The organism is Pseudomonas sp. G3-39 (genome assembly GCF_054790485.1).
Genome location: NZ_CP186497.1, coordinates 5001 through 24205, shown reverse-complemented (window position 1 = coordinate 24205; position 19205 = coordinate 5001). Strand labels below are relative to the sequence as shown.

The following is a 19205-nucleotide window of genomic DNA, read 5'->3' as shown; positions in this document are numbered from 1 at the left end:
GACGATTTCGTCGCCACCCCGCATACTCGCGCGCAGTTGGCCTATGCTGCTGACAGCATGACGCTGGATCTTTCTGAGGGATGCTCAATGTTTTACGTGCAACGCGATGCGCAAGGTCTGTTGATTCGCGTGGAAGCCGCGGCCTACGCCGAGGCCACGGAAACGCTGCCGGCCGACAGCCATGAAATCCAGGCCTGGTTCGCCAATGAAGTGGTGGAAACCAGCCTGAAACAGCTCAAGCAGAGCGACCTGGAAATGATTCGGGTACTCGACGACCTGATTCAGGTGCTGACCCAGAAGGGCGTGATCCGCGTCACCGACCTGCCGCCGGCGGCGCAGGCCAAGTTGATGGACCGCACCCAGGCGCGTGAGGCATTGGGCGGGTTGAGCCAGTTGATCGATGATGATGAAGGTGGGCTGATCTGATCCCGCATATTCGTTGAATGATCTGGCCCCTTCGCGAGCAGGCTCGCTCCCACATTTGAAATGCATTCCAATGTGGGAGCGAGCCTGCTCGCGAAGACGGCATCACTGACACCGCCTTACCAAGATTCACTTCCAGGGCGTGGGCTCACCAAACAACTGCCCCTGCACCCCATACAAGCCCATCTCGCGAATCACCGACAACTCCCCTTCGGTCTCCACCCGCTCGGCAATCAATGGCAGGTCGATGCTGTGCGCCGCACGCTGGATCGCCTCGATGAACAGGCGCTTGTCGCTCTCCTGATCGATCGCGCGAATGTAACTGCCATCGATCTTCAGGTACGCCAGCCCCAGCCGCGCCAGGTTGCCGATCATGCTGAAGCGTCCACCAAAGCGCTGCAGACTCAGAGAGAAACCGAGTTCACGCAGGCGCCGGGTCAACTGCTCCAGCACCGCTTGCTCCGGCAATTGCTCCTCGCCGATCTCCAGCGTCAGGCGCTCGCCGAGGTCGGAGTGTGCGCGCAGAATCTCGAACACTTTGTTCAGCGCTTGTGGATCGGCCAGGGTTGCCGAAGACAGGTTCAGCGCCAGCGAATCTTCGTGCCCTTTCATCTGCTCCAGCACGCGTTCGAGCATCAGACGGTCCAGTCGCGCGGTCCAGCCAAAACGCTCGAGCCACGGCAGGAAACGCCCGGCCGGGATGGTCTGGCCCTGTTCATCCAGCAAGCGCGAAAGCACTTTGTAATGCAGCACCAATTGCGTGTCCTGAGCGGCCACCACCGGTTGGAAGTACAGCTCGAAACGCTGCTGATTCAGTGCCTGATCGAGCAAGCGATGCCAGGCATGGTGATCGTCACCGACGTCCGCCACCAGGCTCTGATCGATGCACGCCCAGTTCTGCTCGCCCTGTCCCTCGGCCTGCGCCAGCGCCTGATCGCCCAGGGTCAGTACCGCTTGCGGTGAATCGCCGTGAGCAAACGGAGCGAGGCCGATGGAGGCCACGGCCGGCACATCGGTTGCGCCAGTGGCATGCAGGCTGCTCAATGCGCTGTCGAGATTCTGCGCCAGTTGCAGCGCTTCTTCGCGCACCAGTCCCGGTGCCAGCACGGCGAATTCACCGCCGCGAATCCGGGTGACGAGGTTTTGGGTTTCCGGGTATTTGGCGCATTCGCGGGACAGTTGCTCGCCGACGGCTTTCAACAATTCATCGGTGCGCTGACCGCCCAGACGCTGATTGAGCCCGGCCAGATCCTTGACCCGCAACAGCAGCAGGTAACCGGAACTGGCCTGCTCCGGGTTGCTCACGCGGTTGTGCAGTTGCATCTCGAAATAGCGCCGGTTGGCCAGCCCCGTGAGGTTGTCCTGATAAGACTCGGCACGCAGTTTTTCACTGCGCTCGGCCTGCTCCTGGAACAGCGCCTTGAGCTTCTCGACCATCTGGTTCATCGCCTGCACCACGCGCCGCAGTTCCGGGGTACGCGGCAACTCCGGCAGGCTGAGGAATTCGCGGCGGGCGATGGCGTGGGACTGTTTGACCATGTAATCCAGCGGGCGCAATTGCCGGCGCAGCAGCAACGCGCCGAGCACTGCACTGACCGCGCCGCACAGCAGCAGCCAGCCGAGGCTGCCCAACGCGCTCTGCCACAGCTTGGCCACGGCAAACATCGGGTGACTGACCACCTCGACCCGCGCCGCCTGCTCCCAGCCACGGCTGACCAGCGCGTCGCCACCGGCCGGCTCCAGGCCGATCAGTTTGACGAACCAGTCAGGCACATTGCTGACTGCCGGAATCCCGCTGCGCTCGACAATGGTCTGGTCGGTCTTGAGATCGACCACGCGGATGCTCGCGTAATAGCCGCTGTCGAAAATCGAGCTGACCAGCAGCTCGACCATCGCCGGGTCGTCGATATTCGGCGTCAGCGACAACGCCAGCGCCGTGGCGGCGTCCTGGGCATGTGAGCGCAGCTGGTTGACGTACTGGGTGCGCGAGCTCTCCAGACTGACCATGAAGCTGCCGGTGAAGGCGACCACCAGGAACAGACAGATAGCGATCAACAGCTGTTTGAACAAAGACATCTGAGCGCGTGCTCCTAGTTAGTCGTTTCGACCGGGAAACCTTCGGCCTGCATTTTCTTCAGCACATCCTGCCAGCGCGACAGGCGTTTGGTGTCACCGACCTTTTTGTTGCCCTTGGCTCCCGGCAGGTACAGACCTTCAGCATTGAAAGAGTAGACCGGCAGCAAATCGGTTCGCTGGGACGCAGGCTGAATCGGATCGATCAGGCTGTCGAGCACCAGCGGCATGGCATCGGGGGTGGCGTAGTAAGTCAGCACCATGTGTGCGCGATTCTGGCGCAGTGCCTTGACGTAGGTGATGCGCAGCTTGTCACTGGAGACCCCGAGATGGCGCAGGCTGAAATACTTGGCGATCGCGTAGTCTTCGCAATCGCCGGCGCCTTTCCACAACGCTTCGATGGGCGTCTCCCAATAATCGACCTGCCCCCACAGATCGATATCTTCTACATAACGCACCTGTTTGTTGAAAAACAGGTTCACCACTTTCAGCTTTTCCATCTCGCTGACCTGTTTCTGCGTGGCCAGCAGGTTTTGCCAGGCATCGATCCGCTGCTGCCCGGCACCCAACGGGCCGTAGAGCGCCGTAGCCTTGCGGCTGATCGCGGAAAAATCCCAATCGGCATGCAGGCCGCCCAGCATGACGCCGGCCAGCAACAGTGCGCAGCCTAGCCAGCGCAGAGTCCGGGGGATCGTGAAACGTACCGCCACAGCAGGTTTCCAGGGGGCAGGAAGGAAAGCGTTTGATGGTGAAGCTTAGCCCGGCAAAAAACAATGGCACCATGAGATCATCGCCATCGCGCTAAACTTCATTCAGGACAGCAATCCTTTACATGGTTTGACAACCTGTAGAGCAATCACTAGTGTCTTTGGATCCAAATTCCGTCGTCATTCAGGGTGAGTAGTTGTGACACAGAAGCCCAAACCGCTGCACAGCATCAAAGTCGATGGGCCGATTCCCGCACACCTTGCCCGCTCGATCATCGAAGAAACCCTGCGCTCGGCGATCCTTGACGGTCGCTTGCCGTGCGGCACCGCCCTGCGCCAGCAGGATCTGGCCGACCTGTTCGGGGTCAGCCGCATGCCGGTGCGCGAGGCTCTGCGCCAGCTCGAAGCGCAGGAACTGCTGAGCGTCACCACCCACAAGGGCGCCGTTGTAGCGCCGCTGATCCAGGGCGACGCCACCGAAACCTACGAGTTGCGGATCCTCCTCGAATCCGAAGCCATGCGCCAGTCGATCCCGTTGCTGACCAGCGCCGATCACGCGCTTGCCGCCGGCTATATCGAAGAACTCGAAACCCAGCACGACTACAGCGAAATCGGTCGGCTCAACCGTCTGTTCCACATGGCCCTGTACAGCAAGGCACCGAATAAGCGTCTGCTGCGGCTGGTCGAAGACGGCCTCAACGAGGAGGAGCGCTTCCTGCGTTTCAATCTCGAAGCCATGGGCCTGGGCAAACTCTCCCAGGAAGATCACCGCGCCATGCTCCAGGCCGTGATCGAGCGCGATGTCGAGCTGTCGGTGAAGTTGCTCACACATCACCTCAACCGTGGCGTCGACGTGATCACCCGGTTCCTCGCCAGTCCCGCCGGACAAAACCGCAAGGCCGTGCGCTGACACCCTTCACGCCGGTCTCAGGCCTTCGCGCCTGACCGGCGAATAACCCGCTTACAAATCCTCTCCCCGATCCTCCGCAAACCTGGTGGCGGATCCGCGTGTTCGCTCTAACCTCCCAGCGCTCGCAAGCCCGCCATTGCGGCTCGGCGCGGACGAATCGGTCATAGCCGTCCCGCCAATTTACCCGCACTCTTTAACGGCCACCCCATGAAGAACGGGCGACGCGCCGCACCGCCGGCGCAGTCCCCGCACCAGGAACCTACGGAAGGAGCCTTGCCACGGGAAAAAGGGAAGTTACGGCGCCGTTTCCGGCCCACTTTCATTCCTATACATCACATTCAATTTCCGCTTCTTGAAGTTGCTTTGAGTGAGGCATTCACTCTTGTCTTCAATTTTGGCCATTATTTGCCGAAAGGAGCAACTACGCCCAAGTAAAACTTAAACAAAAAGTTTTACCGGGCCGACTCATACTTGAAAAACATACAACTAAAAATAATTCAAAATAAACTTGTTAAGTTATTTGACGATGTATTAGCTTTTCCTCGCCGAGCAGGGTTACCCCCGCAAACACGGCGCAGCTCTGCAGTCAGCCAATAGCCTTGGTAAATATTCACCAACGCCTGGCCGAGAGCCTTTCATGCACTTTGCAAACTTTCATTAATCCGAATGAGGCCCGCGTTCGCGAATAGAAAACATTTCAAACTTATCAAGTCCGTGTTGATGCACTGAACGAGCAATCCCTCTATTCCAATAACACCGAGGTTCGCCATGATGCCAACTAAAGAACAACTCGCCCTGAAAAAAGCGCAATTGAGCGTTCACCCGATCTTTACCGAGATCGATTCGTTATCGGTACTGCGCCGGTTCATGGAATCCCACGTCTTCGCCGTGTGGGATTTCATGTCGTTGACCAAGCGCCTGCAACAGGAACTGACCTGTACACGGCTGCCATGGTTACCGCCACGCGATCCGCATGCTGCGCGGCTGATCAACGAGATCGTGCTTGGCGAAGAGTCGGATGATCGTCCCGCCCACGGCCATTACAGCCATTTCGAACTGTACCTGGACGCGATGCGCGAAGTCGGTGCGAGCACCACGGCGGTCGAACGGTTTGTCGCGCTGCAACAGGAAGGCGTGAGTTACGACGTCGCCCTGCAAAGCGTTGAGGTTGATCCGGCAGCGGCGAAATTTGTGCGCGAGACGCTGAACACAGCGCTGCATGCGCCAGGCCACAGCGTCGCCGCCGCGTTCCTGCATGGCCGTGAGAGCGTGATCCCGACGATGTTCCAGCGCATCCTCGATGACTGGGGGATCGGCATCGAACAGGCACCCACCTTTCGCTATTACCTGGAGCGCCACATCGAGGTCGACTCCGAAGATCACGGCCCGGCGGCAGAGCAACTGCTGGAGCGCCTGGTCGACGGTGATCCGCAGCGTGAGGCCGAAGTCTACGCCAGCGCCATCGCGGCGGTGGATAGCCGCATCGCCCTGTGGGACGGCCTGCGTCTGAGCATGCGCGAGCCCTTGGCGGAGGTGGCCCGATGAACGCCGCCGACTACCAATCCTTCGCCGACGCCTGGGAAACCCGCGCCACTATCCGCACCCGGCCACGGCGTGTTCTGGAAGACGATGAGCGCCTGATCTATCCGCTGAGCCGCCAGCCCCTGGTGCTCAGCGAAACCTTCCTGCGCGAATGCCCGCAGCAGCGTGATTTCGCCCTGGTGCAGACGCTGTACAAATTCATCAACGACGTGGTGATTTTCGAGACCGAGATCGTCGACAAGACCGCGCGCAGCATCGCCAAGAATCGCTTCGCCGTGGCCTTCCCGTTCGCCTGTCGCTACGACGCCATGACCGTGGTGGTGGACGAGGATTACCACGCGCTGGTAGCGATGGATTTCATGCAGCAGACCGTGGCCATGACCGGCATCGAGCCGATCGAACTGCCCACTGAAATCGAATTGAGCCGGGCAATTCCTGCCGCTGTGGCACTGGCGCCCGAACACCTGCGCAGCGCCGTGGAACTGATCTGCGTGGCCATCGCCGAGAACACCGTGACTGGTGACGTCGCCGCATTCGCCCGGGACGACACGGTCAAGCCGTCGATCAAAGGGCTGATGGCCGATCACCTGCTCGACGAGGGCCGGCACTCCAGTTTCTGGGCGCGCATGGTGCGCATCTATTGGCACACCGCCAATGACGCGGACCGGGAAACCATCGCGCAGATCCTGCCGGTGTTCATCGGCCATTACCTGACCAACGACATCCAGAAGTCCTTCGATCTGCGCCTGATCGACGCCTTGCCGGTCAGCGAGGCAGTGCGCCGCTCGCTCAAGGATGAGATGGCCGGGCTGGCGTTCCCGATCAATCGCCACCATCCGCTGGTGGGCAACATCGTGCGCTTTTTCCACAACAGCTCGCTGCTCGACACGCCCTGCGTGCAGCACGCCCTGCGTGACTATCTGGTTTGATGAGGAGGCCGACATGAGACGTCTCGACATTTTATTGATTGGCGCCAGCCAGGCCATGACCGACCTGGCGCAGGAACTCGAACAACACGGTCACTCCTTACGGCGCAGCGGCGCGGCGCAATCGCCAGTAGACCTGATCATCGACGATGGCTTCATCGGCGCCGGTGATTTCTGCGCCATCCCGCACTTGCATCTGCGCCTCGGTATCGCTGCGCAGCGCCTTGGCGGTTTACCGACGATCGACCTGTTGTGCTTCCTCGGCTCGTCACTGATCAGCCGTGTGCCGATTGGCGATGAGCCGTCCGGCAATGGTCAAGCTCTGCGCCAGCGAGTGCTGACGCAGGTGGTCGACGAAGTCGCGCTGCTGGTCAGCCGTTTCTCCCGCGATGCCGAGTATTTCCAGCAGGCAATGCCCGCCACGGCGCCGGACTTTGAACAGGTGGAGGACCTGTCGTTTCTCGACAGTCTGGCTTACGTCCATCGCCTCAACGCCACGACGCATCCGGCATTGTTGCAACAGGCGCAGACGCCGTTGATCGAACGCCTGCAACGCAGCCTGATCGAACACGCCGAGCGACCGGCGCTGCACCTGGCCGAGCAGTCGCTCAGCTACCGCCAGTTGCACGCCCACAGCCGTGCGATCCAGCAACGCCTGCAATCACTGCTAGAGCAGCATCCGCAGCCGTGGGTCGTGGGCATTTGCCAGCCGAAAAGCCCGGCGCTGTTCGCCTCGATTCTGGCGGTGCTCGGCAGTGGCGCGGTGTATCTGCCGCTGGAGCCGAGCCATCCGTTGCAGCGCCAGCAATACATCCTGCAAAACGCCGGCGCGGTGTTGTTGCTGCACGACGGCGAGCATCCGCTCGGTGAGTCGATGCCGGGGCTGGATGTCAGTCATATCGACAGTGCCGACGCGGATCTCAGCCAACCGTTGATGCGTCAACGGCCGACGCTTGAAGCACCGTGCATGGCGCTCTACACCTCCGGCACCACCGGGCATCCGAAGGGTGTACTGCTGAGCCAGGCGAACCTCGCGCATTTTACCGCGTGGTACGCCGATTACGTGCAATTGCGCGCCGAAAGCCGGGTGTTGCAGTTCTCTTCGCTGAGCTTCGACTCATCGCTGATCGATATCTTTCCGACGCTGCTCGAAGGCGCCGAACTGGTGGTGCCCGATGACACTCAACGCCGCGATCCGCTGCAACTGGTGGCGTTGATCCGCCGCCGGCAACTGACCCACGCGTTCCTGCCGCCGGCACTGCTGAGCATCCTGCCGCTGGAGCAACTGCAAGGCGTGGAGGTGATGACCGGTGGCGACGTCTGCGAGCCCTTCGTCATCGAGCAATTGACCCGCCAGGGGAAGCTGCACAACCTCTACGGCCCCACCGAAGCGACGGTGCTGATTACCGCCCGGCAACTGCATCCGGGTGACAGCAACCGCACTCTTGGCGCACCGATTGCCAACAGTCAGGTGCTGATTCTCGATGACGACTTGCAACCGGTGCCGGAGAACACCGTCGGCGAATTGTTCATCGTCGGTCCCGGCGTTTGCCTCGGCTACTTGAACAATCCGCAGCAGACCGCCGAGCGCTATCTGACCCTGCAACTGCCGCACGGCGAAACCTTGCGGGCCTATCGCAGTGGCGACATGGCCAAGTGGGGCGAACACGGTATCGAGCTGTGCGGACGGCGCGACAATCAGGTGAAGATTCGCGGTTTCCGGGTCGAGCCGGAAGAGATCGAACGCTGCCTGCGCGAGAGCCAGTTGTACCGTCAGGTGGCGGTGGTGATCGACAGTCAGCGGCGGATTCTGGCGTTCCTTGCGCAGCCGCAGTCGGACGCTGCCCGCGATCTGTTGAAGGCGCATGCCCAGCAGTTTCTGCCGGACTACATGCAACCGGTGGCATGGACTGAACTGGCACGGATGCCGTTCGCCAGCAACGGCAAGGTCGATCGCAAGGCATTGCTGGAGCTGCCGGTGAGCGTGCAGGACAGCGGTCCGAAATGCCTGCCGGCCAACGCTGACGAAGCGTTGCTGCTGGAGATCTGGGCGGAACTGCTGGAGCTGCCGAGCAGCGATATTTCCACCGACGAAAGCTTCTTCAATCTCGGTGGGCATTCGATTCTGCTGTCGCGGATGTTACTGCGCTTGCGTGAGGAGTTCGGGCGCAGCATCTCGATCAACCGCTTCATCGAATTGCCGACCATCATCAAACTCGCAACGCTGGTGCGCGGTACCGATGACAGCGCAGTGCTCAGCGCCCAGGCCATGGCCGACGCCGAGCGCCCGCTGAACATCGAACCGCTGCCGATCAGTCGCCTGGGCGATGTGCACAAGGTGATCGTCACCGGCGCCAACAGCTTTGTCGGCGTGCACATCGTCGAAGCGCTGCTCGGTTGGGGCGCCAGCGAAGTGGCGTGTCTGGTGCGCGACGGTGGCGGGCAAACGGCGGCGCAGCGTTTTGCTCAGGCGCTGCGTGAGAACCGTCTCGAGCATCTCGATTTGAGCCGGGTGCGGATCTACTCCGCGGACCTCACCCGCCCGCAACTCGGCCTGGCCGACGACGATTATCAGCGCCTGGATCGCGAGTTCGGCGCACTGGTGCACAACGCCGCCAACGTCAATCACGTGCTCGATTACGAGTCGCTTGCCGCTGATAACGTCGAGCCGATTTTCGAGCTGCTGCGTCTGTGTGAAGGACGCAGCAAAAAGGTCTTCAACTTTGTCTCGACGCTGTCCGCTTCCAGCACCGTCGACGGCGAAGGCCGAGTGCTCGAACTGCCCGCCGCGCCGACGCCGCCGATCTACATTCGCAACGGCTACAACCTGTCGAAGTGGGTCGGCGAGCGCGTCCTCGAACGGGCTCGCGAGCGTGGGGTGTGGGTCAACCTGTATCGCCCCGGCAACATCAGCTTCAACAGCCTGAGCGGCGTCTGTCAGCCGCACAAAAACCGTTTGATGCTGATGCTCAAGGGCTCGATCCAGCTCGGTCAGGTGCCGGCCTTTGCGCTGAATTTCGACCTGATGCCGGTGGACTTTCTAGCGCGTTTCATCGCCTTCCACGCCAGCCGTTATTCGACCGAGCGCGCGGTGTTCAACCTGCACAACCCCGAGCCGCTGAGTTGGGACGCCTACGTCGCTTCGTTCCGCGAAACCGGCAGCGAGTTCTCGCTGGTCAGCGTCGCCGACTGGCAGCAGCAACTGGGCCGGGTCGACGCCGACAACGCGCTGTTCGGCGTGCTCGGTTTCTACCTCAACGGCTTCGAGGAAGACATCGGCGACATCTCCCTGATCGGCCACGCCAACGCTGAAGCCGGCGTGCAACAGATGGGCGCGCACTACCCGGAAAAATCCCCGGCGCTGCTGCGTCGCGGCTGCGACTACCTGAAACAGATCAACTTCATCTAACTCATCAAAAAGGAGCAACACCATGAGCAATCTGCAACCCGACACCCTGATCAAAAACCCGCACGGCTGCCACGTTGTGTCGTCGGTGGAAGTGCCGGCGGACGCGGCGCAGGTCTGGGCGGTGGTCGGCAATTTCGCTGGCTTCGACCGCTTCATCCCGGCGCTGTCGCACATCGAAATGACCGGCGACGGCGTGTCGTCGCTGCGCAAGAAGTTCTTCAAGGACGGCAACGTGGTGGTCGAGCAACTCAACTCACGCGATGAGCAGGCACGGGCCATGACCTGGACCACGATCTACAACACCTTGGGTGTGGCCAATCTGTGGGCGGCGATGAACGTGGAATCATTGGGAGCGGGGAAGTCGAGGGCGACCTGGACGATCATTGCCGAGCCGGCCAGCGGAGGTACCGAGGCACTGCCGGGGTTCAAGGATTTCGTGCAGGGGTTTGCCGATGATGCGATGGGGAATGTGCTGAAGCTGTTTGAATAAGGCTTCAGTTTGGCGGTGACTGAACTACCGCCTTCGCGAGCAAGCCCGCTCCCACATTTTGATCGCACTCCTTCTGTAGGAACGCGGTCAATTTGTGGGAGCGAGCCTGCTCGCGAAGAACGATAACGCGGTCTCGAATCTGAAAATCAGATCTTGAAGCTGTCGACCAACTGCTTCAACCGATTGGCCTGCTGCGACAGCGCATCACAATCCTTCAACGTTTCATTGAGGTTGGCGACGCTCTGCTGGTTCAGCAGGTTGATCTGATTGACGTCGACGTTGAGGGTTTCCACCACCGCCGTCTGCTCTTCGGTTGCAGCGGCCACCGACTGGTTCATGCCGTCGATTTCGCCGATGCGCTGGGTCACGCTGACCAGGCGCAGACCGGCCTGATTGGCCACTTCCACGCTCTCTTCGCTGGACGCCTGACTGGCGTTCATGGTGGTCACCGCTTCACGCGAACCGACCTGCAACGAAGTGATCATCTTGTGGATCTCTTCCGCCGACTCCTGGGTGCGGTGGGCGAGGTTACGCACTTCGTCCGCCACCACCGCAAAACCGCGTCCGGCTTCACCGGCACGGGCCGCTTCGATGGCCGCGTTGAGCGCCAGCAGGTTGGTCTGCTGCGAGATACCTTTGATCACATCGAGGATGTGGCCGATGTTGTCGGTGCTGGCATTCAGGGTTTCGATCTGGGTGCACGACAGGCTGATCTTCTGCGACAGCTCGGTCATCGCCTGAATGGTCTGCTCGACCACCTGACGACCGTCATCGGCCTGCTCGCTGGCGCCGCTGGCGTGCTGCGACGCATCGGCGGCGTTGCGGGCGATTTCCTGAGTGGCGGCGCCCAACTGGTTGATCGCGGCGGCCACGCTGTTGGTGCGCGCACTTTGTTCGTCGGAGCCGATGATCGAGGCGTTGGACGAGGCCATTACCCGTTGCGACAGGTCGTGCACATGACGGGTAGCCGACGACACTTCGGAAATCGACGCGTGAATGCGCTCGACGAACTGGTTGAACGCGCTGCCCAGTTCGGCGAACTCATCCTTGCCTGCCACGACCAGACGCCGGGTCAGGTCGCCTTCACCCTGGGCGATGTCCTGCATCGCGCGGCCCATGGTGGTCAGCGGACGCATCAGGACGTTGATCAGCAGGCTCAGCAGCAGCGCAATCGCCGCGACCGCGACGAACATCGCGATCAGCGCCGAAGTACGGAACTGGCTGAGGGCGGCGTAGGCCTTGTCACGATCGATCGACAGCCCGATGTACCAGTCGGCATTCGGCAAACCGCTGACCGGGGTGAACGACAGGATGCGCTCCTGGCCGTTGAGCACCACGTTCTGGTTGCCCTTCTCGATGCGCACACCGGAATTCGGGTAGATGTCCTTGAGGTTCTTCATCACCTGGTCTTTGTCCGGGCTGACGATCACCTGACCGTCACCGCTGACCAGGAACGCGTGACCGAGGCCACCGAAGTCCACCGAGTTGATGATCTTCACCAGGGTTTCCAGGCTCAGGTCACCGCCGACCACACCCAGCAGTTCGCCATTCTTTTTCACCGGCATGGCGATGGTCACGACCAGACCACCGACCGCCGCCATGTATGGCGGCGTCAGCATGGTTTTGTCGGCGACCACGGCCTGCTTGTACCAAGGGCGCTGACGCGGGTCGTAGCCGTCGGGCATCTTCGCGTCAGGGCGCTGGGTGAAAACACCGTTGGCCTGACCGACGTAGGTGAACTGGAAGTTCGAGGTGAAGGCCGGTTGATCGACCAGCCCCGGGAAGTCGGCGTCTTTGCCCTGATGGGCAACGTTCTGCGCGAGGTTTTCCAGCACCAGGATCCGCCCGCTCATCCAGTTCTGCACGCTGCTGGCGGTCAGATCGCCGGCCTGCTGCACGGACGACTGGAGATTCTGGGCAATGGTGTTGCGCTGCAGATAGTCGTTGTAGAGGGTGAACAAAGCGAAAGCCAGGACCACGACGCCCGAGGCGGCCAACAGGATTTTATGGCTGAACTTGAGATTCATTTCATGGGACTTCTTATGCAAAAGTGGGGATGCGTTCCGGGATGCAACATTCCATGTACAGCGCAGGCGGCGTTCTGACGGCCGCTCTACTTTGGTGCACGCATGTCTCACCAGTCTGTCGGCACCATTCGCGGAAATCTTAGGGCTGCGTGGGAAATGCCCGGCATTTCTGTCAGATTCCCGCCGAACGGCGTGCCAGAGCGTCCGCCACGAAGTTTTTTTGCTGGATCTCCGAGCAGAGGTTGCAAAATTCGCAGCCCCTGATAAAAATGCGACTAATTATCATTTGTGACGTTCGGGCTGTCGCGTTCATGTCCTCACCTGAGTTTGCAGTGCAGGCGCTTTACAGGAGTCATCACGGCTGGCTCAACGCCTGGCTGCGGGCGCGGCTGGGCAATGCCGCGGATGCCGCAGATCTGGCCCAGGACACTTTCGTGCGCCTGTTGCAGCGCAGCGAACGCCTGGAACTCAAGGCACCTCGCGCATTTTTACGCACCATCGCCCGTGGCTTGGTGATCGATCATTGGCGTCGTGAAGAAATCGAACGCGCCTATCTCGAAACCATCGCCCATTTGCCCGAAGCCGAAACCCCAAGCGCCGAAACCCGCGCCTTGGTAATCGAGTTGCTCGAGAGCATCGCGCGCATGCTTGAAGGCTTGCGACCGAAAGTGCGTCAGGCGTTTCTGCTGGCGCAGTGCGAAGGTTTGACCCACAGGCAGATTGCCGCGCAGATGGGCTTGTCGCTGCGCTCAGTCGAACGTTACGTCGCCGATGGGCTGTATCACTGTTACGTGTTGCGGTACGAAGCCTGATGCCTGTGGATAACAACTCAGTCGGGCGCCGCGCCGAGCCGCAGCAACAGGTGGTCAAGCAAGCCATCCACTGGTTGCTGCGGCTGCGCAACAACCATGGCAATGCGCGCCTGAGTCATCAGTGCGACGCGTGGCGCGCCGAACATCATGAACATGAACTGGCCTGGCAGCGCGTGCAGTCGCTGCAGGCCGAACTGAGCCATAACCTGCGCGCCGTGCCCGGCGCCCAGGTGGCGTTCAATACGCTGGAAAACAGTGCGCAAGGGCTGGGGCGGCGACAAGCCTTGAAGCTGCTGTCTGGCGCGGTGCTGATGGGCTCCGCGGCGTGGCTGGCCAAGGACACCTCCGTCTGGCAGCAGTGGCGCGCTGATTACGCGACGGCGACCGGCGAGCGTCGCGGGTTCCAGTTGCCCGACGGCACGCGGATCGAGCTGAACACTGCCAGCGCAGTGGATCTGGACTACACCGCGCAACAACGGCTGATCAAACTCACTCGCGGGGAAATCATCGTTACCTGCGGCGGTAACGATGAAGGCGCGACGTTCAACCGGCCACTTCGCGTGCAAAGTCGTCATGGCATTTATGAACCGATAAAAGCCCGCTTCATCCTGCGTCAGGACAGCGATTGCACAAGGCTTACCGTCAGCTCAGGGAGCGTCGCCATCCGCAGCGGCGCAACCTCCGTCGAGGCACTCGCGGGGCAGACCTATCTGATCGATCATCATCAGGTGCGCCCGGCAGCGCCACTGGATATGGACGTGGGCTCGTGGGCCGATGGTTTGATTGTGACCCGCAATATGCGCCTGGGCGATTTCCTCAATGAAGTCGGGCGTTATCGTCAGGGCTTTGTGACGTGCGCGCCGCAGGTGGCGGACTTGCGCCTGTCCGGAGTGTTCCGCCTGGAGGACACCGACAAGCTGCTGGCCATCCTGCCGCAGACCCTGCCGGTGCAATTGCGTTATCGCACCCGATGGTGGGTCACACTCGAGGCGGTGGCCTGAAATTATTTTGGCGGGTTTTCGCGACAAGTCCGGCTTGGTCAGTAAGCACTTCAACTCAGCCTTTGCGACTTGCCACGGAAACCGACAATGACTGTCCGCCTCACCTGTAAGAAACCGCTGAATTTCACTGCCGAATCGGGCCTGCTGCGCCACGCCGTTCGCGCCGCCCTGCTGTCCACCGTGCTGGGTGCCGGTGCGCTGCCCGGCCTGAGCCTCGCCGCCCCTGCCAGTGAAGCGAGCAGTCATCGCTACAGCATCGGCGCCGGCCCGCTGGGCGAAGCGCTGAACCAGTTTGCCCGTCAGGCAGGCATTACCCTGGCGATGACTCCGCAGCAAACACAGGGACAACAGTCTCCGGGCGTACAGGGCGAATATTCAACTGATCAGGCGTTGAGCCATTTGCTCAGCGGTTCGGGCCTGGAAGCAGTCAGCCAGGACGGCAGCAGCTACGTCCTGCGTCCTGTCAGTGAAACCGATGCGCTGGCACTGCCAACCACCGATATCAAAGGTTTCGCCCTCGGCAACGCACTCGGCAGCATGGAAGGCTACAACGCCACCCACAGCCAGATCGCCACCAAGACCAGTACCGCGTTGCTGGAAACTTCGCAAAGCGTGTCCGTGGTCACCCGCGAGCAAATGGACGATCAAGGCTCGCAGACCGTCTCCCAGGCGATGCGTTATACCCCCGGCGTGCTGACCAACCCTTACGGGGCGACCCATCGCTACGACTATGTGGCGATGCGCGGCTTCAACGATGGCTCGGTGGATAACATCTACCTCGACGGCCTCAAGTCGATGGGCGACAGCGGGACCTACAGCACCATGCAGGTCGATCCGTATTTCCTCGAGCGCGTGGATATTCTCAAAGGCCCGTCGTCGGTCTTGTATGGCCGCAGTTCGCCCGGTGGCCTGGTGGCGCTGACCAGCAAAAAGCCGTTGTACGAGGCCTATCATCAGGTTCAGGCCACGGTCGGTACCCAAGGTCAGCGCGGGGTCGGGTTTGACTTCAGCGGCCCAGTCGATGACGACAAGCGCATTGCCTATCGTCTGACCGGTTTGACGGATCAGTCCGATACACAATTCGACCACAACAAGGAAAAACGCTTCGCCCTCGCCCCGACCCTGAGCATTGATTTCACTGAAGACACCTCGCTGACGCTGCAGGCGTATCTGCAGCACGATCCGGATGGCGGCTACCACGGTGGCGTGCCGGCGGACGGGACGATTCATCAGCGCAACGGCAATCGCATCTCGCCGCACTTCTTCGAGGGCGAGCCGGGGATTGATGGCTACTCGCGGGATCAGCAATCGTTCGGCTATCAGTTCGAACATCGCTTCAACGATGTCTTCACAGCGCGACAGAATTTCCGTTACCTCGACTCCAAAGTGAACATGGATCAGGTCTACGCCTACGGCTGGACGACACCAACCAGCAACGAACTGAACCGCTATTACACCGGCGGCGATGAACGTCTGCATGCGTTCATCGTCGACAACATGCTGCAGGCCGAATTCTTCACCGGAGCTACCAAGCACACCGTGTTGATGGGTGCGGACTATCAGCGGCGCAAAACCGTGGTCGACTGGACCAGCGGCGGTCTGGCGCCGATCAATGCGTTCAACCCGGTCTATGGCAACTCAGCGATCGATATGTACGGCGACACCAGTTACCTGCGGCGCCTGGAGCAGACCGGGATCTACCTGCAAGACCTGATCGAGATGGATCAATGGCGGTTTTCGCTGGGTCTGCGTCAGGACTGGGTCGAGACGTCGGATGAGAACCGTATCGCCGAAGCGGGCCGTCCGGTGGGCACGGAAATCAACGACCGCCGCACCAAACTGACCGGCCGCGCTGGTGCGTTGTATCTGTTCGATAACGGCCTGGCGCCGTACATCAGCTACTCCGAGTCGTTTAACCCGAACTCGTATGCCGACAGCGCCGGTAATCCTCTGCCTCCGACCGATGGCACACAGTGGGAAGTCGGCCTGAAGTATCAACCGCCGGGTACCGACAACCTGTTCACCGCCTCGCTGTTCCGCATTGATCAAGAAAATCTGGCGACCAAACTGCCGCAGGAAAACTTCTACCGCGCGGTAGGCGCTGTCCGTTCGCAAGGGCTGGAACTGGAAGCGCACATGCAGTTGACCGACAACCTGAAAGTACTCGGCAGCTATACCTTCACCGATATCGAGTACTCGAAGTCGATGGTCAGCACCTTGAGCACGCCGACCGATGTGATCGAGAACAAAGGCAACTCGCCGACTCAGGCACCGCGGCACATGGCGTCGTTGTGGGCGGACTACAAATTCGACAGTGCGGCACTCGACGGCCTGCGCCTGGGCGGTGGTGTGCGTTATGTCGGTTACAGCTGGGCGGATGCGGAAAACACGCTGAAGGTGCCTTCCTACACCTTGTTCGACGCATCCATCGGTTATGACCTGGGCAAGGTCGGCTTGAAGGGCGTCGACGTGCGCCTGAACGCGAACAACCTGACCAATGAATCCTACGTAGCCTCCTGCGCGAGTCTGAACTTCTGCTACATGGGCGAAGAGCGCAACGTCGCCGCCACGGTCAGCTACCAGTTCTAAACCTTTGCCTTGTGCATAAAAAAGCCAGCCCCTGTTTTCAGGGGCTGGCTTTGTCGCTTCTGTGGGGAAATTCTCATGCGCGCATTGTTGGTGTTGTTGCATCGCTATATCGGGCTGGCAACAGCGGTGTTTTTGCTGCTGGCCGGGATCACCGGAAGCATTCTTGCGTTCAATCATGAGTTGGATGAGTGGCTGAATTCGCACTTCTACGCAGCCTCATTTGAGGGGCAACGATTGCCTCCCGGGGCCTTGGTCGACGTGGTGCAAACCACGCATCCGAAGTTGCAGGTCTGGTACATGGAGTATCCGCAGGAGACGGGGCATACCGCCATGTTGGCGGCGGTACCGCGTAATGATCCGGCGACCGGCAAACCGTTCGATGAGCGCAATCAGGTGTTCTATCTGGACCCGGTGAGTGCCGAGCAGAAAGGCCAACGTTACTGGGGCGAGTGCTGCTTTTCCCGGGAGAACTTCATTCCGTTCATTCTTGAGTTTCATTACAACCTGACGCTGCCCGGAAACTGGGGTTTGTGGTTGATGGGGCTGGTTGCCAGCGCCTGGGTGATCGATTGTTTCATCGCGCTGTGGCTGACGTTTCCTCGTGGCAAGCCGTTCTGGAAAAAGTGGTCGGCGGCCTGGAAGATCAAGGGCGGCCACGTTTATCGACTCAACTTCGATCTGCATCGGGCCAGTGGATTGTGGCTGTGGTTGTTGTTGCTACCGATTGCGGTCAGCAGTGTCGCGATGAACTTGCCCAGTCAGGTCTTCAAACCGGCGGTGTCGCTGCTTTCACCGATCGAGCCGAGCGTTTATGAGGCTCGAGGGCGAATGCCTCCATCTGAGTTGGGGGTGACACAGTTGAGTTATCAACAGGCGTACGAAAGGGCATTGGTCGAGGGGAAGAGGTTAGGACTGACAGCGGCGATCGGGGAGTTGTATTACAGCTTTGAGTACAACTTCTACGGCGCAGGATTCGGGCAACATGACACTCAAGCGCATGGAAAATCCTGGTTGTTCTTTCACGGCACGGACGGACGATTATTAGGACAGGAAATAGCTGGAGAAGGGACATTGGGGGAGCGGTTTTATCGATTGCAGTTACCGATACATGGTGGACGGATCATCGGCTTCACCGGGCAAGTGATCATCGCGGTATTGGGTGTTGTGATTGCGGGGCTGTCAGGGACTGGCGTCTACATCTGGTGGCGCAAGTGGCAGGCCCGGCGCATCAGCAAGGCTCGCAAAGTGGCCTGAGTTTTGGGAGCCCTGAAACGACAAAACCCCTGTCTGCGTTAGCAGACAGGGGTTCTGGAATTTAATCTTGACGATGACCTACTCTCACATGGGGAAACCCCACACTACCATCGGCGATGCATCGTTTCACTTCTGAGTTCGGGATGGGATCAGGTGGTTCCAACGCTCTATGGTCGTCAAGAAATTCTGTATCTGGCCCGTCAACACGGTAACGTGCCAGCAAAATCGGTGACTTCTACTAAAAAACAAAACCCCAACTGCTTTCGCAATTGGGGTTTCGGAATTTAATCTTGACGATGACCTACTCTCACATGGGGAAACCCCACACTACCATCGGCGATGCATCGTTTCACTTCTGAGTTCGGGATGGGATCAGGTGGTTCCAACGCTCTATGGTCGTCAAGAAATTCGGGTACTGACTCGTGACCGGTTGGCCTCGCTTCAGCAAATCGGGTATGTGATACAGGTGTTTGTGAGCATCGCGAACTTTCGGTTCATTGCGTCTTCACACACCGCAATCTGGTCTCTTTCGAGCATTCAGATTGCTTGGGTGTTATATGGTCAAGCCTCACGGGCAATTAGTATTGGTTAGCTCAACGCCTCACAGCGCTTACACACCCAACCTATCAACGTCGTAGTCTTCGACGGCCCTTCAGGGAACTCAAGGTTCCAGTGAGATCTCATCTTGAGGCAAGTTTCCCGCTTAGATGCTTTCAGCGGTTATCTTTCCCGAACATAGCTACCCGGCAATACCACTGGCGTGACAACCGGAACACCAGAGGTTCGTCCACTCCGGTCCTCTCGTACTAGGAGCAGCCCCTCTCAAATCTCAAACGTCCACGGCAGATAGGGACCGAACTGTCTCACGACGTTCTAAACCCAGCTCGCGTACCACTTTAAATGGCGAACAGCCATACCCTTGGGACCGGCTTCAGCCCCAGGATGTGATGAGCCGACATCGAGGTGCCAAACACCGCCGTCGATATGAACTCTTGGGCGGTATCAGCCTGTTATCCCCGGAGTACCTTTTATCCGTTGAGCG

13 protein-coding genes and 3 rRNA genes (1 of these 16 only partly in view) are annotated in these 19205 nt (G+C 60.0%); 10 read left to right on the top strand and 6 right to left on the bottom strand.

All coding sequences use genetic code 11. The features are described from left to right. The first annotated feature begins 87 nt into the window (after window positions 1-87). The gene (locus ACOYXG_RS00095) at window positions 88-426 is read left to right on the top strand and encodes a hypothetical protein (RefSeq protein WP_027611112.1); all 339 of its coding nucleotides are present in this window, start codon (window positions 88-90) and stop codon (window positions 424-426) included. Window positions 427-552: 126 nt separating this feature from the next. Here ACOYXG_RS00095 and lapD read toward each other — a convergent pair whose 3' ends face one another. Further along, entirely contained in the window at window positions 553-2499 is a 1947-nt protein-coding gene (lapD, locus tag ACOYXG_RS00090) for a cyclic di-GMP receptor LapD (RefSeq protein ID WP_139053425.1), read from the bottom strand. Between the two features lie 14 nt (window positions 2500-2513). Further along, a complete protein-coding gene (gene lapG / locus ACOYXG_RS00085) occupies window positions 2514-3206 on the bottom strand; it encodes a cysteine protease LapG (RefSeq protein WP_096797706.1) in 693 nt (230 codons plus the stop codon). A 196-nt stretch (window positions 3207-3402) separates the two neighbouring features. Here lapG and ACOYXG_RS00080 point away from each other — a divergent pair, with 196 nt between their 5' ends. From ACOYXG_RS00080 to ACOYXG_RS00060, 5 genes are all read left to right on the top strand, one after another. Then, window positions 3403-4113: a GntR family transcriptional regulator gene (locus tag ACOYXG_RS00080; protein WP_027611110.1), complete on the top strand. Its 711-nt coding sequence runs from the start codon at window positions 3403-3405 to the stop codon at window positions 4111-4113. 768 nt (window positions 4114-4881) lie between these two features. Then, window positions 4882-5658 carry a DUF3050 domain-containing protein gene (locus tag ACOYXG_RS00075; RefSeq protein WP_346650815.1) on the top strand — a complete coding sequence of 259 codons (777 nt, stop codon included), beginning with the start codon at window positions 4882-4884 and terminating at the stop codon, window positions 5656-5658. Then, window positions 5655-6584, top strand: coding sequence for a diiron oxygenase (locus tag ACOYXG_RS00070; protein ID WP_097086767.1), 930 nt, complete (start codon window positions 5655-5657; stop codon window positions 6582-6584). The genes ACOYXG_RS00075 and ACOYXG_RS00070 overlap by 4 nt, the downstream gene beginning before the upstream one ends. Before the next feature lie 13 nt (window positions 6585-6597). Next, window positions 6598-9990, top strand: coding sequence for an amino acid adenylation domain-containing protein (locus ACOYXG_RS00065; RefSeq protein ID WP_336841520.1), 3393 nt, complete (start codon window positions 6598-6600; stop codon window positions 9988-9990). Window positions 9991-10012: 22 nt separating this feature from the next. Then, window positions 10013-10480 carry an SRPBCC family protein gene (locus tag ACOYXG_RS00060; protein ID WP_460355174.1) on the top strand — a complete coding sequence of 156 codons (468 nt, stop codon included), beginning with the start codon at window positions 10013-10015 and terminating at the stop codon, window positions 10478-10480. Window positions 10481-10626: 146 nt separating this feature from the next. On the opposite strand, the gene ACOYXG_RS00055 is transcribed toward ACOYXG_RS00060, so the two are convergent. Then, window positions 10627-12507, bottom strand: a complete 1881-nt coding sequence (locus ACOYXG_RS00055) for a methyl-accepting chemotaxis protein (protein WP_096797711.1) — start codon at window positions 12505-12507, stop codon at window positions 10627-10629. A gap of 311 nt (window positions 12508-12818) precedes the next feature. On the opposite strand from ACOYXG_RS00055, the gene ACOYXG_RS00050 reads away from it, so the two are divergent. The 4 genes from ACOYXG_RS00050 to ACOYXG_RS00035 all read left to right on the top strand — a co-directional run bounded on the left by ACOYXG_RS00050 (window position 12819) and on the right by ACOYXG_RS00035 (window position 18163). Continuing rightward, a complete protein-coding gene (locus ACOYXG_RS00050) occupies window positions 12819-13319 on the top strand; it encodes a sigma-70 family RNA polymerase sigma factor (protein ID WP_336841523.1) in 501 nt (166 codons plus the stop codon). Continuing rightward, window positions 13319-14320: a FecR domain-containing protein gene (locus ACOYXG_RS00045; RefSeq protein WP_460355170.1), complete on the top strand. Its 1002-nt coding sequence runs from the start codon at window positions 13319-13321 to the stop codon at window positions 14318-14320. Before ACOYXG_RS00050 ends, ACOYXG_RS00045 begins: the two co-directional genes overlap by 1 nt. A gap of 87 nt (window positions 14321-14407) precedes the next feature. Continuing rightward, on the top strand, window positions 14408-16909 hold the full coding sequence (locus tag ACOYXG_RS00040) for a TonB-dependent siderophore receptor (RefSeq protein ID WP_460355167.1): 2502 nt from the start codon (window positions 14408-14410) through the stop codon (window positions 16907-16909). Between the two features lie 75 nt (window positions 16910-16984). Then, window positions 16985-18163 carry a PepSY-associated TM helix domain-containing protein gene (locus ACOYXG_RS00035; RefSeq protein ID WP_460355164.1) on the top strand — a complete coding sequence of 393 codons (1179 nt, stop codon included), beginning with the start codon at window positions 16985-16987 and terminating at the stop codon, window positions 18161-18163. 65 nt (window positions 18164-18228) lie between these two features. Here ACOYXG_RS00035 and rrf (ACOYXG_RS00030) read toward each other — a convergent pair. The 3 genes from rrf (ACOYXG_RS00030) to ACOYXG_RS00020 form a co-directional block, all read right to left on the bottom strand. Then, window positions 18229-18344 (bottom strand): 5S ribosomal RNA (gene rrf / locus ACOYXG_RS00030). A gap of 107 nt (window positions 18345-18451) precedes the next feature. Further along, a 5S ribosomal RNA gene (gene rrf / locus ACOYXG_RS00025) occupies window positions 18452-18567 on the bottom strand. A gap of 153 nt (window positions 18568-18720) precedes the next feature. After that, window positions 18721-19205, bottom strand: a 23S ribosomal RNA gene (locus ACOYXG_RS00020); it runs 2407 nt beyond the window's last position.

Bases quoted from the DNA above. Each gene is read 5' to 3' on its own strand.
- ACOYXG_RS00035 (WP_460355164.1), top strand. From the start codon at position 16,985: ATGCGCGCATTGTTGGTGTTGTTGCATCGCTATATCGGGCTGGCAACA.
- ACOYXG_RS00095 (WP_027611112.1), top strand. From the start codon at position 88: ATGTTTTACGTGCAACGCGATGCGCAAGGTCTGTTGATTCGCGTGGAA.
- ACOYXG_RS00065 (WP_336841520.1), top strand. From the start codon at position 6,598: ATGAGACGTCTCGACATTTTATTGATTGGCGCCAGCCAGGCCATGACC.
- ACOYXG_RS00075 (WP_346650815.1), top strand. From the start codon at position 4,882: ATGATGCCAACTAAAGAACAACTCGCCCTGAAAAAAGCGCAATTGAGC.
- ACOYXG_RS00050 (WP_336841523.1), top strand. From the start codon at position 12,819: ATGTCCTCACCTGAGTTTGCAGTGCAGGCGCTTTACAGGAGTCATCAC.
- ACOYXG_RS00040 (WP_460355167.1), top strand. From the start codon at position 14,408: ATGACTGTCCGCCTCACCTGTAAGAAACCGCTGAATTTCACTGCCGAA.
- ACOYXG_RS00070 (WP_097086767.1), top strand. From the start codon at position 5,655: ATGAACGCCGCCGACTACCAATCCTTCGCCGACGCCTGGGAAACCCGC.
- ACOYXG_RS00045 (WP_460355170.1), top strand. From the start codon at position 13,319: ATGCCTGTGGATAACAACTCAGTCGGGCGCCGCGCCGAGCCGCAGCAA.
- ACOYXG_RS00060 (WP_460355174.1), top strand. From the start codon at position 10,013: ATGAGCAATCTGCAACCCGACACCCTGATCAAAAACCCGCACGGCTGC.
- lapD (WP_139053425.1), bottom strand. From the start codon at position 2,499: ATGTCTTTGTTCAAACAGCTGTTGATCGCTATCTGTCTGTTCCTGGTG.
- ACOYXG_RS00055 (WP_096797711.1), bottom strand. From the start codon at position 12,507: ATGAATCTCAAGTTCAGCCATAAAATCCTGTTGGCCGCCTCGGGCGTC.